The following is a 12,449-nucleotide window of genomic DNA, read 5'->3' on the forward strand; positions in this document are numbered from 1 at the left end:
CCGACCGCGACGGCCCGGGCCCGAAGAGGGACGCCCCCGCTAACGGCCGCGCCCGCTACCGCCCCGCCCCGCAGCGGGCGGGGCGGCGGGGTGCCCGCCGCCCCCGCGCCTCCCGTCCGTCATCGGGTCGCGTCGCGACCCGCACTCCGGTCGTCAGCGACGGCGGAAGTAGCCGTTCGCGCCACCGACGAACATGAGGATGGTCGCGACGATGACCGCGATGCCACCGATCCAGCCGAAGGCGTTCGAACCGGACGCCGCGCCGACACCGACGTTGAGGACCTGCAGGATCGCGAGCACGAGCAGGACGATGCGCGCCCAGTTGCGGCCGTCGCGCATCTTGAAGACGATGATGAGCTCGACGATGGCGATGATGAAGCTGATGATCGCGCCAGCGACCACCGGCCCGGTCCCGACGGCGTTCGCTGCGGCCGCGCCACCGCCGCCCGCGACGAGCACGACGATGCCGCTGATGATGTTCGCGAGGACCACGATCAGCCAGATGATGAACGAGACGGTGACGGTGGTCGGACGTCCCGACGGGGTTGTTCCTGACATACTTGCTCCTTCTGCCGCGATCGCGTCCAGCGACCTCACTGTGAACGTACAGCCCTGACGGAAGTTTGTCCGGTGTCCCTGCGGACGCGGCCGGGAAGCGCACGCCAGGATGGGGGTGCAGCACACCGACGAGGAGGACCCGTGGACAAGGCCCAGTACTCGCAGCCCATCCGGGAGTACATCGAGCAGCTCCGGACCGAGGGCTACAGCGTCGCCGACGGGCACACCGCCGACCCGGACCTCATCGACCCGTACGGCAACCCGGTCCTGACCTGGCGCGACGACTACCCGTACGACGAACGCCTCGGCCGCGAGGAGTACGAATACCAGAAGTACCACCTGCAGATCGAGCTGCTGAAGTGCCAGTACTGGCTCGAGGACACCGGGCAGAAGGCCGTCGTGCTCTTCGAGGGTCGCGACGCCGCGGGCAAGGGCGGCACCATCAAGCGGTTCACGGAGCACCTCAACCCCCGGACCTCCCGCGTCGTCGCGCTGAGCAAGCCGAGCGAACGCGAGCGCGGCGAGTGGTACTTCCAGCGCTACGTGCAGTACCTGCCGTCGGCGGGCGAGATGGTCCTGTTCGACCGCTCCTGGTACAACCGTGCCGGCGTCGAGCGGGTGATGGGGTTCTGCTCCGACGACGAGTACGAGTCCTTCATGACGCAGGTACCGCAGTTCGAGCGGATGCTCGTCGACTCCGGCATCCACCTCACGAAGTTCTGGTTCTCGGTCACCCGCCGCGAGCAGCGCACCCGGTTCGCGATCCGACAGCTCGACCCCGTGCGGCGGTGGAAGCTGTCCGACATCGACCTGCTCTCGCTCGACCGGTGGGACGAGTACACCGAGGCGAAGACCGCCATGTTCGCCCGCACGAGCAAGCGGTACGCACCGTGGACGATCGTCCGGTCGAACGACAAGAAGCGCGCTCGCCTGAACGCGATGCGGTACTTCCTGACGCAGTTCGACTACCCGGACAAGGCGGTGGACGTGATCGGCCGGCCCGATCCGCTCATCGTCCGGCGCGGGAAGCGGGACGTCGACGTGGAGTAGGGGCGGCCAGGAGGCGCGGTGCCGGCCCGCAGCGCTGGGCGCGGTCGGAGCGCGGCCTGGTTGGGTGGTCGCATGCGCCGCCCCGACACCGTCACCGTCGTCGTGCCGGTCCTCGACGACGCGGACCAGCTCCGCCGGTGCCTCGCGGCGTTGGCTCGCCAGACGCGGCTGCCCGACGAGGTGGTCGTCGTCGACAACGGCAGCTCGGACGACAGCGCGGCCGTCGCTTCCCAGGCCGGTGCCCGCGTGCTGCACGAACCCGTCCGGGCGATCGCCGCGGCGGCGTCCCGGGGCTACGACGCGGCGACGGGCACCCTGATCGCCCGGCTGGACTCGGACTCCTGCCCGGGTCCGGACTGGCTCGAGCGGGCGCTCCGGCACTTCGACGACGACCGCGTCGTGGCGGTGACCGGACCGGGCGAGTTCCGCGGGCTCGGTCGTCTGGAGCGGGCGTTCTGGCACGTGGCGTACATGCGCGCCTACTTCGCCCTGATGACGGCGGCACTGTGGCGGCCGCCGTTGTTCGGTTCGAACCTGGTCATCCGGCGCCACGCCTGGGAGGCCGTCCGGTCCCGCGTGCACCGGTACGACGCCGACGTCCACGACGACGTCGACCTGTCCGTGCAGCTCGATCCCGCGTGGCCGGTGGTGCTCGACCGTTCCCTCGTGATGTCCGTGTCGGGCGAGCCCGTCCGCGACCTGCCCGGCCTGGTCGTGCGCACGCGGAAGGCGCTCCGGACACTGGCGCTCGGCGGGTTCCGGATCCTTCCGGTCGTCCGGGCCGTGCGGCGCTGCTGGGCGACGCCCCGTGCCGTGCCCGGTGCCGTGGCCGAGCGCGTCCCCGGGCCGGACGTCGTGGAACCGCTCGAGGAGGTGCCGGCGTCGTGAGCGACTCCCCGCTCGTCGGGCCGCGGTCCGCCCCGGACCTGCACGTCCTGACCCTCAACGTCCGCCGACGCGTCCCGCACCGTCGGACCGACCACCCCGACGCCTGGACGCACCGGCGCGATGCCGTGCTTGAGCTGCTCGGGTCCGAGTCCCCGCACCTCGCCGCCCTGCAGGAGGTCCTGCCCGACCAGGAGCGCTGGCTCACGGAACGGTTGCAGCCCCGGTGGACCGCGGTGCTCCGGGGTCGCGGGCGCCGTGGCGACGGGGAGCGCGTCGGGATGCTCGTCGACACCGACCGTCTGCGGGTCACCGGTGAGCACGTCCGGGCGCTGTCCCGACGGCCGGAGCGGATCGGGAGCCGGTCCTGGGGCACCCTGTTCCCCCGGATCGCCGTCGGCCTCCAGCTCGAGGACCGCGTCACCGGCACGCGCTTCCTCGCCGTGTCCGTGCACCTCGACGTCGCATCGCCCCTGGCACGTCGGCGGTCGGCGGAGCTCCTCGTCCGGTGGGCGGACGAGGCCGGGCTCCCGGTCGTCGTGCTCGGCGACGCGAACGCCCCCGCCGACAGTGCTCCGCACCGGGTCCTCACCGACGCGGGGCTCGCGGACACCTGGACGGCGGCGGCCTCGCACGCGTCCGAGCAGTGGGGCACGCACCTCGGGTACCGCGCTCCCCGGCGGGGCGGACGCCGGATCGACTGGATCCTGGCCCGCGGTGCCGACGGGGTGCGTGCCTCCGTGTCGGCGGCGGCCGTGTCGACGCGCCGACCGAGCGGGGTGTGGCCGTCCGACCACGCCGCCGTGCAGGCCGTGCTCCGGTGGGAGGCGGCGTGACCACGACCACCGCGGACCACCGCGTGATCGACCGGCTCGGTGCGACGTTCCTCCGCCGACCCCGCGGCGCCGAGGTCGTCGCCGATGCCGTCCGTGCGGTGACGCTGCTGAGCCTGCCGGTCGCCACGATCGGGTGGGGCTGGATCGCGTTCGCCGTGCTCCTGCTCGCACTGCTCGGGGTCGTCGTCCCCCGCGTGCTCGGACTCCGACCCGCCGTCGACACCGCCGTGTGCGCGCTGGCCCTCGTCGCCGGGTGGAGCAGCGTCCTCGGCTGGTACACCTCGGTGTTCCTGTGGGACAAGGTCGTGCACTTCGTGCTGCTCGCCGCGTTGACCGCGGTGCTCTGGGTGATCGCGAGCGACACCGGGGTCCTGCGCGCGGGCGACCGGGTCGGTCGGGCCCAGGCGGTCGTCGTCGCCGGCGTGCTGTCGCTCGCGATCGGGTCCGTCTGGGAGATGTTCGAGTTCCTCGGGCACACCTACCTCGACCCGACCATCTACGTCGGCTACGAGGACACCATCGGGGACCTGGCCGCCGACCTCGGGGGCGGGGTGCTCGCCGGGCTCCTGCTGCCCTGGGCCGTGCGCGACCGTCGGGTCGTCGCCGGACCGTCGTCCTGAGCCCATCCGGACCGCTCGCGCTCGCGGAGGGGTGCCCTGTCGGAGGGTGTCCCAGCGTCCCCTCCCACGGAGGCGACGCCGGTCCTAGCGTCGAGGGCATGCCAGCGAACCCAGCAGCCCAGCGCGAGCACGCCCAGCTCTTCCCGGACCACACCTCGACCCTCGCCGAGACCGACCCGGGGTTCGCGGCGTCCTTCGCCGACTTCGCCCTCGACGAGACCCTGCGCGACGTCGCGATCACCCGGCACGACCGTCTCCTCGTCCAGCTCGGCGCGTCGATCGCCGTCGGTGCGCACACCGAGTTCGCGGTCCTCCTCGAAGCCGCGCTCGCGAACGAGGTCACCCCCGTCGAGGCGAAGGAGGTCGTGTACCAGGCCGTCGCCTACGTCGGCTTCGCCCGCACCGTCGACTTCCTCACGATCACCCACGACGCGCTCGTCGCCCGCGGCGTCGCGCTCCCCCTGCCTGATCAGCGCACGACCGACCCCGACACGCGACTGGCCCGCGGGCGCGAGGTGCAGGGACGGATCGTCGGCGCCGACCGGGTCGACCGGATGTACGACGCGGCGTCGCCCGACACGGTGCACTTCCAGCGGTTCCTCTCCGGCAACTGCTTCGGCGACACGGTGGCCCGCGGCGGGCTGGACCTCCGGACCCGCGAGCTCGTCACCTTCGCGATGCTCGTCGCCCTCGGGGGCGCCGACGCGCAGGTCCGCGGGCACGTCGCCGGCAACCTCGCCGTCGGCAACCACCGCCGGGACCTGCTCGACGTGCTCACCGTCCTGGTGCCGTTCATCGGGTACCCCCGCACCCTCAACGGCCTCGCGGTCGTCGACGACGCGGCGCCCGCGACGGACCGGTGACGGACTGGAGGCGGGGGGGGGGGGGGGGGGGGGGGGGGGCGCCCCCCCCCCCCCCCCCCCCCCCCCCCCCCCCCCCCCCCCCCGCCCGGGACGCTGCGTCCGCAGCGTCGGTGCGCTCAGCTCCGGAGGAACGCGAGGATGTCCGGGTTGACGACGTCGGCGTGGGTCGTCAGCATGCCGTGCGGGTACCCCTCGTAGATCTTGAGCGTGGCGTCGGCGAGGAGCTCCGCCTGCTTCAGCGACGCGTCCCGGTACGGCACGACCTGGTCGTCGTCGCCCTGCAGGACGAGGACCGGAACGGTGATGGCCTTGAGGTCCTCCGTCTGGTCGGTCTCCGAGAACGCCTTGATGCCCTCGTGGTGTGCGAGCGCGCTGCCCGTCATGCCCTGACGCCACCAGTTCGCGATGACCGGCTCCGACGGCGTCGCACCGTCACGGTTGAAGCCGTAGAACGGGCCGGAGGCGACGGCCTGGAAGAACTCGGCACGGTTGGCGGCGAGCGCCTGACGGAACCCGTCGAAGACCGAGATGTCGGTACCGTCGGGGTTCGCCTCGGTCGTGACCATGAGCGGCGGCACCGCCGCGACGAGGACGGCCTTGGCGACCCGGCCCTGCGGCTGGCCGTACTGGGCGACGTACCGGGCGACCTGGCCGCCACCGGTCGAGTGGCCGATGTGGATCGCGTCGTGCAGGTCGAGGTGTTCGACCACGGCGGAGACGTCGCTCGCGTAGTGGTCCATGTCGTGGCCGGTGCCGATCTGCGACGAACGTCCGTGGCCGCGGCGGTCGCTGGCGATGACGCGGTAGCCCTCGGCCAGGAAGTACAGCATCTGCGCGTCCCAGTCGTCCGAGGACAGCGGCCAGCCGTGGTGGAACACGATCGGCTGCGCGTCGTGGCTCCCCCAGTCCTTGAAGTAGATCTCTGCACCGTCGTCGGTGGTCACGTATCCCATGGTGGTCTCCCTGTGGTTGTTCGGTGGTTCTCGGTCGGTCGGTCGAGGGGCCGGGGTCAGCTGACCGCGGCGAGGGCGGTGGTGATGACCGCGGCGACCTCGGCGGGGTGGGTCTGCATCACGAGGTGGGGGGCGTCGATCTCGACGACCTCGCGGACGCCGGCGCGCTGGTACCCGAAGCGCTCGACGTCGGGGTTGATGGTGTGGTCGGCGCTGGAGACGATGCCCCAGGACGGCTTGGTCTTCCACGCGGCCGCCGATGCCGGCTCGCCGAACGCGACGGCGGAGAGCGGACGTTGCGACACCGCGAGCACCTGCGCCTCGGCCAGTGCGAGCCCGTCCGCGAAGACGGCGGGGAAGGCGTCGACGGCGACGGAGACGTCCGTGCCGGGCTCGCCGCCGTCCACGGGGTAGGGCGCGTACACGAGGTTCGCGGCGAGGTCGCTGTCCGGGAAGCCGCCCTGCAGGGCCCCGAGGCTCTCGCCCTCCTCGAGCGCGTACGCGGCGACGAAGACGAGGCCGACGACGTTCTCGGCGACACCGGCCACGGTCAGGATCGCGCCGCCGTACGAGTGCCCGGCGAGCAGGACCGGTCCGTCGATCTGCTCGACGAAGGACCGGATGTAGGCCGCGTCGCCGGAGAGGCTGCGGTTGAAGACGGGCGGGACGAGGACGTGGTGACCCTGGTCGAGGAGGAGCCTCGTCACCGGGGCCCAGCTGGAGGCGTCGGCGAATGCTCCGTGGACGAGGACGATGGTGGGTGATCCGGGCATGGTGCGGTCCTTCCGGGTCCGCAGCGGGAGGCGCGGACCTGCTTCGTCGAGGGCGGTGCCTGGTGGCGCTGACGACGCTAGGGGCGCGCGGTGGAGGTGCACATCGGTCACGGTGACCGAGATGCGTTGCCGGATGACCTAGTCGCCGGACGAGCCGGCCGCCAGGGCCGCGGCGAGCTCCTGCCGGGCCGAGATCCCGAGCTTCTGGAACGCCGCGTACAGGTGGGCCCCCACCGTCCGCGGGGAGACGAACAGGTGCTCGCCGATCGCTCGGTTGCTCAGTCCTCGTGCCGCGAGCGTGCAGACCCGGAGCTCCTGCGGCGTGAGCAGTTCGACGCCGCCGTGCCCCGCCGGTGCCACCCGCTGCCCGGTCGCCCGGATGGCGTCACGCGTCCGGTCCGCCCACGCCGGCGCGGGCATCGACTCGAACAGCTCGAGGGCGGCGTGCAGGGCGGCACGGGCCGTGTCCCGCCGACCCGCCCGGCGCAGGCGGCCGCCGAGGCGGAGCAGCGCACGGGCCTGCACGTACGGCACCGGCCACCGTTCGTGCTGCACGGACGCCCACGCCGGTTCGAGGTCGGCGTCGGGGACGAATGCGAGCCGCGCGTGGTCGAGGGCGGCGCGGACGATCGGCGCGTGCCAGCGGGCGTGGAGCCGCTCGAGGTCCGCCGCCCGCTGCTCGGCGTCGGCGCGGTTGCCCGACTCCAGCGCGGCGTCGACGAAGTCGTGCGAGGTGATGACGGCGAACGTCGGGTTGAACGCGTCGTGGTCGGGATCGGCCAGGGCCCGGACGGACTCGAGCGCCTCCGCCGCGCGACCGGACACCAGGGATGCCGCCCCCGCGGCGCCGAGCAGGGTCGCGCGCATCGCACTCGACCGGAGCACCTGCGCCCCGGCAGCCGTTCCGCCCGCGATCCGATCGGGGTCCGGCTGCTTGCCGTCGAGGGCGTCGAACCACGCGAGCGCGCACCGGGTCGCGGCGGTGAAGCCGTCGTCACCGAGGTCCCGTCCGAGCGAGGAGGCCTCCTCGGCGAGGACCCGCGCCCGCCCGAGGTCCCCACCGAGGAACGTGGTCATCGAGGTCCCCATGAGCGCCTGCGGGAAGGTGCGCAGGTCACCACGCGCCCGCATGCTCCGGACGGCACGGTCGAGGAGGACGCGAGCCGTCTCGATCTCCCCGACGAGGTTGAGCGCGTACCCGAGGTACCAGGCGGAGCCCTCGTCCTCGGCGGTCGGTGCGGCGGCGAGCGCGCGTTCCAGCACACGGTCGCCACGCACCACCGGCTCGGTCCGGGCCGCGAGCAGGATCGAGCGGGGGTCGTCGTCCGGCAGGGCGAGCGCCTCGACCACGACGAGCATCGGGTCGCCGGGGTCCGGTTCGGCGGTGTGGTCCCAGGCGATCGCGGCGAGGTGCAGCAGCGCCGCGGTGGCGTGGTCGACCCCGCCGCCCTGCTGCATCTCGGAGACGGCGTGCAGGGCCGGCCCGAGGTCGCCCACCGCGAGCCCGGTCCGACCGGTGGGCAGGGTCTCGGCGACGAAGGCCGCGCGTGCTGCGAGGAGCCGGTCGGGTGCCTCGTCACACGCTCGCTGCACCAGGAGCGAGGCGTCCGCGAGCCGTCCGGACAGCCCGGCGTGCTCCGCCGCGAGGATCCGCCGGCCGACGCGTCGGGCGACGTCCGAGGTCAGCTCGGCCGAGCGCTCGTACGCCCGGCTCGCGACGAACGGATCGGACATCGCCGACCGCTCGTCGCCGATCGCGGCGATCTCGTCCGCGAGGTCGTCGTCGTGGCCGGTCGCCAGCTCGGCCCGCCACCAGACCGTGCGCGCGGGGTCGTGGTCGTGCTCGAGGACCAGGGAGCGCAGGACCGCGGTGCGCTCCGTCGGCGACGCGGCGGTGAGGACCGCCGACTGCACGAGCGGGTGCCGGAACCGGATCGCGCGGGGCGCCACCCACTCGAGCAGCGACGACGCCGAGGCCTGCTCCGTCCACGTCGGCGGCGGGAACCTCCCGAGCGTCCGGGCGGCCACCCGCGCGGCTTCCTCGGCGCCGGTACCGCCGGACAGGGCGACGGCGAGGATGGCCAGCCGGACGGGGTGGTCCAGCTCCGCGTACCGCGCGGCGAACTCCTGCTCCACCCGGCCCACCACGGGACGGTCGCGCGTCCGGTCCCCCGGTGTCGTGCGGCTGAGTTCGTGCAGCGCGAGCGGGTTCCCCTCGGCGCGGAGCACCAGGTCGCGTCGGGCCTGGCCCATCGGCGCCCCGGGGACGGCGTCGAGCAGGCGGCCGGCGTCCGACTCGTCGAGCGGCGTCAGGTGGAGGCGCCGGACCGCGGGGTCGTCCGCGGTCTCGGTGTTCCGGGTCGTGATCACCATGACGATCGGGTCCTGGTCGACCCGCCGGGCCATCATCCGGATCGCCCACTCGGACGCGGCGTCCATCCAGTGCAGGTCCTCGGCGACGACCAGGATCGGGCCCTCCGAGGCGGCGTCGGAGACCAGCGTCAGCGCCGCCAGCCCGGCGAGCAGCGGCGACGGCTGGATCCCCGTCGCGAGACCGAACGCGACCTCGAGCGCACGACGCTGCGGTGCGGGCAGGTCGGCGATCCCGCTGCGCAACGGGTACAGGAGCAGGTGGAGCGCGGCGTAGGGCTCGGCCGACTCGGCGAGGGTCCCCGCGGTCGAGAGCCGTCGGACGCCGAGGTCGGTCGCGTGGCGGACCAGATCGGCGACCAGCGTCGACTTGCCGATCCCGGCCTCACCGTCGATGACGAACGCGGAGCCGCCGTCGTGGACGTCGCGGAGGGCGTCCCGCAGGGCGGAGCCCTCCTGCTCGCGCCCGATGACGGGCTGCGCCATCGTCATGTCGCCAGTATGGCAGCGGGGGGCGCCGGCGAAGGGGTCGGCATCGGACGGGAGGCGCGGTGCGGGCCGGCACCGCGCCTCCCGTCCGACGCGGTGCCGGACCACGGCACGGCGCGAGCGGGTCAGCGCGTCGCGTCGCGCGTGATCGCCCGTGCGCACGCGTGCAACGCGGGCACGACGGTGCTCGGCTCGGCGTGCCCGGCCGGCATCACGATCGAGAGGGCCGCGACGACGCCCGAGGCGTCCCGGATCGGCGCACCCGCCGCGACGAGGGCACGCGGGGACCGCTGCGAGCCGACGGCGGCACCCGTCCGACGGACGGCCGACAGGTACCGGCGGAGCTCGACCGCCGACGTCACCTCGTCGACCGAGGTCCGCACGTCGAACGTCGTGATCGCACGCTCCTGGACCTCGTCGGGCGCGAACGCGAGCAGGACGAGTCCGCCGCCGGTCGCCGCGAGGGGCATCCGGCCGCCGACCCGGTAGTCGACGCTCCGGGTCCCGCGCTTGGGCGAGACGCGCTCGACGAGGACCGCCTCGTCCCCCTCACGGACGCTGAGCATGGCGTGCTGTCCCGTCAGGTCGTGCAGGTCCTGGAGGTACGGCAGGGAGGCCTGGCGGAGCCCCACGCCCCGCGGGGCGAGGGACGACAGTTCGTACAGGCGCAGCCCGATCGTGAACCGGCCGTCGGCCCGGCGTTCGAGGGCGCCCTCGGCGACCAGGCTCCGCGCGATCCGCAGCGTCGAGTTGACGGGCAGGCCACAGCGACGCGCGAGTTCGCTGAGCGTCAGCGTCGGGTGGCGGTCGTCGAAGCACCCCAGGATCGCGAAGGCCCGACCGACCGTCCCCGTGCGAGTGTCGCCCACCGCTGCACCCTACCGCCGACGCCGTCTTCCGCTGAGTGGAAACCCTCGCCGAACCGCTCTCGCGCCGTCCTACGCTCGGCCCCCGGACGAAGGAGCAGATCATGGACGACGTCACCGACATCAGTCAGCTCGTGCTGCGCGAACGCCAGGGGCGGGACCGCGGGCTGTGGGACCGCATGCGTGACGCGTGGGAACCGGACGGCCGCGTCCGCATCAGCTGGTTCGACGGCAGCGCGCGGGACTTCGTCGCGGGGTCGATCGCGATGGCCGCCGGTGGGACGGCCGCCACACACCGGATGAGCCCGCCGGTCGTCGACCTCCTCGGTGACCGCGCGATCGTCGCCGCACCGGCGGTCATCGAGGTCCGCGCCGGACTGGGCGGCGCCGAGGTCGACCTGGCCTCCCGCGTCCGGCTGCTGTACCGCGCACGCCGGACCGGCACCGGCTGGCGGCTGGCCGCGATGACGTGCGTCTACGAATCCGACACGGTGACACCGACCGTTCCCGGCACCGTGCCGGACCTGTCCTCCGTCGCGGTCGACGACCGTCGGCCGTCGTACCGATGGCTCGCGACGGTCCTCGGGGCGAGCGGTCACCGCATCGCCGACGACCTGCCCGGCACGGACCGGCCCGGGTCCGTCGAGGCGGTGGAAGCCGCCGAACAGGACTGGCTCGACGGCCACGATCGCGGCGTCCGGGACGGAGACCGCGCATGAGCCGCTACGTCACCGCACCCACCGCCGACCACGACGTCGTCATCCGCGACGTCACCGTCGTCGACCCACTCGACGGGACCGCCACGGCCGGGCAGGACGTGCGGTTCACCGGCACGACCATCGCGTCGGTGTCCGCCACGTCGCAGACCGGGACGGCCGCGGGCCAGCACGTCGTCGACGGACGCGGCCGGTTCTTGGTGCCGGGCTTCGCGGACATGCACGCCCACCCGCTCAACTCCCCGGACGACGTCGACGGCGCCTACGCACTGATGCTCGCGAACGGGGTGGTCGGGTTCCGCCAGATGTCCGGCTCGCCCGCCCTGCTGGCAGCCCGTGCCGCGGGTGCACTGCCCGCACCGCTCGGCGCTCCGGCGCTCCTCGCCACGCCGGGAGACCTCCTCACCCCCGTGAACGCGTCGACCGCGGAGGCCGCCGTCGCGACCGTCCGTGACCAGCACGCCCAGGGTGCCGACTTCATCAAGGCGGCCCTCGTCGGGCGCGATGCGTTCCTCGCAGCACTCGCTGAGGCAGGTCGGCTCGGTGTCCCGCTCGCTGGACACCTCCCGAACGACGTGGACCCGCGCGAAGCGTCACGTGGGGGCATGCGAGCGATCGAGCACCTCGGGCCCGGCGCGACCGTGTTCGCCGCGACGTCGTCCCGCGAGGCCGAGGTGCGATCCGCGGTCGGAGCGGCTCGCACGCCGAAGATCCCCACCGTCAGGCTGCCGGGCATGGACCGCGTCATCGGTCGCGTGATCCGCGGCATCGTGGTGAACCCGGCCACGAGGACCTCGGACTCGTCCGCCCGCGCGCTCACCCTCGCCGACGACTCGTTCGACGAGGAGGCCGCCCAGGAGTTGGCAGCGCTCTTCGTCGAGCACGAGACCTGGCAGTGCCCGACCCTGGTCCGCCTGCACACGCAGCAGTTCCCGAACGCGCCCGAGCACCGACACGACGACCGTCGCCGCTACATCGCACCCGGGGAACTCCGCTCGTGGGACCGGTCCGGCCGGAAGTTCGCCGGCCTCCCGACGGCGACCCGGGACGCCCTCGAGTCGCACTGGGCGGCCCAACTGCGCCTCGTCGGGCTCCTGGCCGGTGCGGGCGTCCCGATGCTCGCCGGGACGGATGCCGACGGTGCCGCGGGGGTGATCCCGGGCTTCGCGCTCCACGACGAGTTCGGGTACCTCGCCGACGCCGGTCTGGGACCCCTGCAGATCCTCCGGACGGCGACGTCCGACGCGGCGCGGTTCCTCGGGCTCGAGACCGAGACCGGACGCCTGGCACCCGGGTCACGGGCGGATGCGGTGCTGCTCGCCGCCGATCCGATGGCGAGTCACACGGCGCTGGGGCGCATCGACGGGGTGGTCCGGGCGGGGTCGTTCTGGGATCGATCGGCGCTGGACGGGATCCTCGAGCGGGTGGCGGGGGCGCCGGGGGCACGCTGAGCCGACACCGCACGGCCGT

The 12,449-nt window shown here is 73.7% G+C and carries 12 protein-coding genes; 7 read left to right on the top strand and 5 right to left on the bottom strand.

All coding sequences use genetic code 11. The features are described 5' to 3' along the window. Window positions 1-153: 153 nt before the first annotated feature. On the bottom strand, window positions 154-558 hold the full coding sequence (locus WFH25_RS10760; protein ID WP_336697647.1) for a hypothetical protein: 405 nt from the start codon (window positions 556-558) through the stop codon (window positions 154-156). Between the two features lie 141 nt (window positions 559-699). Here WFH25_RS10760 and ppk2 point away from each other — a divergent pair, with 141 nt between their 5' ends. The 5 genes from ppk2 to WFH25_RS10785 all read left to right on the top strand — a co-directional run bounded on the left by ppk2 (window position 700) and on the right by WFH25_RS10785 (window position 4,812). Continuing rightward, window positions 700-1,608 (top strand): polyphosphate kinase 2, encoded by a 909-nt coding sequence (gene ppk2 / locus WFH25_RS10765; RefSeq protein WP_070416884.1) that lies wholly within the window; start codon window positions 700-702, stop codon window positions 1,606-1,608. Window positions 1,609-1,680: 72 nt separating this feature from the next. Further along, window positions 1,681-2,496 carry a glycosyltransferase family 2 protein gene (locus tag WFH25_RS10770; RefSeq protein ID WP_336697648.1) on the top strand — a complete coding sequence of 272 codons (816 nt, stop codon included), beginning with the start codon at window positions 1,681-1,683 and terminating at the stop codon, window positions 2,494-2,496. Further along, window positions 2,493-3,329, top strand: coding sequence for an endonuclease/exonuclease/phosphatase family protein (locus WFH25_RS10775; RefSeq protein WP_336697649.1), 837 nt, complete (start codon window positions 2,493-2,495; stop codon window positions 3,327-3,329). Before WFH25_RS10770 ends, WFH25_RS10775 begins: the two co-directional genes overlap by 4 nt. Further along, window positions 3,326-3,949: a hypothetical protein gene (locus WFH25_RS10780; protein ID WP_336697650.1), complete on the top strand. Its 624-nt coding sequence runs from the start codon at window positions 3,326-3,328 to the stop codon at window positions 3,947-3,949. The genes WFH25_RS10775 and WFH25_RS10780 overlap by 4 nt, the downstream gene beginning before the upstream one ends. Before the next feature lie 98 nt (window positions 3,950-4,047). After that, entirely contained in the window at window positions 4,048-4,812 is a 765-nt protein-coding gene (locus tag WFH25_RS10785; protein WP_336697651.1) for a carboxymuconolactone decarboxylase family protein, read from the top strand. 116 nt (window positions 4,813-4,928) lie between these two features. On the opposite strand, the gene WFH25_RS10790 is transcribed toward WFH25_RS10785, so the two are convergent. The 4 genes from WFH25_RS10790 to WFH25_RS10805 form a co-directional block, all read right to left on the bottom strand. Then, on the bottom strand, window positions 4,929-5,765 hold the full coding sequence (locus WFH25_RS10790) for an alpha/beta fold hydrolase (RefSeq protein ID WP_336697652.1): 837 nt from the start codon (window positions 5,763-5,765) through the stop codon (window positions 4,929-4,931). 56 nt (window positions 5,766-5,821) lie between these two features. Further along, a complete protein-coding gene (locus WFH25_RS10795; protein ID WP_071295148.1) occupies window positions 5,822-6,538 on the bottom strand; it encodes an alpha/beta fold hydrolase in 717 nt (238 codons plus the stop codon). A 138-nt stretch (window positions 6,539-6,676) separates the two neighbouring features. After that, window positions 6,677-9,400: a LuxR family transcriptional regulator gene (locus WFH25_RS10800; protein ID WP_336697653.1), complete on the bottom strand. Its 2,724-nt coding sequence runs from the start codon at window positions 9,398-9,400 to the stop codon at window positions 6,677-6,679. Between the two features lie 122 nt (window positions 9,401-9,522). Next, window positions 9,523-10,266: an IclR family transcriptional regulator gene (locus tag WFH25_RS10805; RefSeq protein ID WP_229086713.1), complete on the bottom strand. Its 744-nt coding sequence runs from the start codon at window positions 10,264-10,266 to the stop codon at window positions 9,523-9,525. 101 nt (window positions 10,267-10,367) lie between these two features. On the opposite strand from WFH25_RS10805, the gene WFH25_RS10810 reads away from it, so the two are divergent. Together WFH25_RS10810 and WFH25_RS10815 are read left to right on the top strand one after the other, a co-directional pair. Then, window positions 10,368-10,982: a nuclear transport factor 2 family protein gene (locus WFH25_RS10810; protein ID WP_336697654.1), complete on the top strand. Its 615-nt coding sequence runs from the start codon at window positions 10,368-10,370 to the stop codon at window positions 10,980-10,982. Beyond that, window positions 10,979-12,430, top strand: a complete 1,452-nt coding sequence (locus tag WFH25_RS10815) for an amidohydrolase family protein (RefSeq protein ID WP_336697655.1) — start codon at window positions 10,979-10,981, stop codon at window positions 12,428-12,430. Before WFH25_RS10810 ends, WFH25_RS10815 begins: the two co-directional genes overlap by 4 nt. Window positions 12,431-12,449 lie beyond the last annotated feature (19 nt).

The sequence above is a fragment of the Curtobacterium sp. USHLN213 genome (assembly GCF_037144815.1).
Taxonomy (GTDB): domain Bacteria; phylum Actinomycetota; class Actinomycetes; order Actinomycetales; family Microbacteriaceae; genus Curtobacterium.

Bases quoted from the DNA above. Each gene is read 5' to 3' on its own strand.
- WFH25_RS10760 (WP_336697647.1), bottom strand. From the start codon at position 558: ATGTCAGGAACAACCCCGTCGGGACGTCCGACCACCGTCACCGTCTCG.
- WFH25_RS10770 (WP_336697648.1), top strand. From the start codon at position 1,681: ATGCGCCGCCCCGACACCGTCACCGTCGTCGTGCCGGTCCTCGACGAC.
- WFH25_RS10785 (WP_336697651.1), top strand. From the start codon at position 4,048: ATGCCAGCGAACCCAGCAGCCCAGCGCGAGCACGCCCAGCTCTTCCCG.
- WFH25_RS10790 (WP_336697652.1), bottom strand. From the start codon at position 5,765: ATGGGATACGTGACCACCGACGACGGTGCAGAGATCTACTTCAAGGAC.
- WFH25_RS10795 (WP_071295148.1), bottom strand. From the start codon at position 6,538: ATGCCCGGATCACCCACCATCGTCCTCGTCCACGGAGCATTCGCCGAC.
- WFH25_RS10800 (WP_336697653.1), bottom strand. From the start codon at position 9,400: ATGACGATGGCGCAGCCCGTCATCGGGCGCGAGCAGGAGGGCTCCGCC.
- WFH25_RS10810 (WP_336697654.1), top strand. From the start codon at position 10,368: ATGGACGACGTCACCGACATCAGTCAGCTCGTGCTGCGCGAACGCCAG.
- WFH25_RS10815 (WP_336697655.1), top strand. From the start codon at position 10,979: ATGAGCCGCTACGTCACCGCACCCACCGCCGACCACGACGTCGTCATC.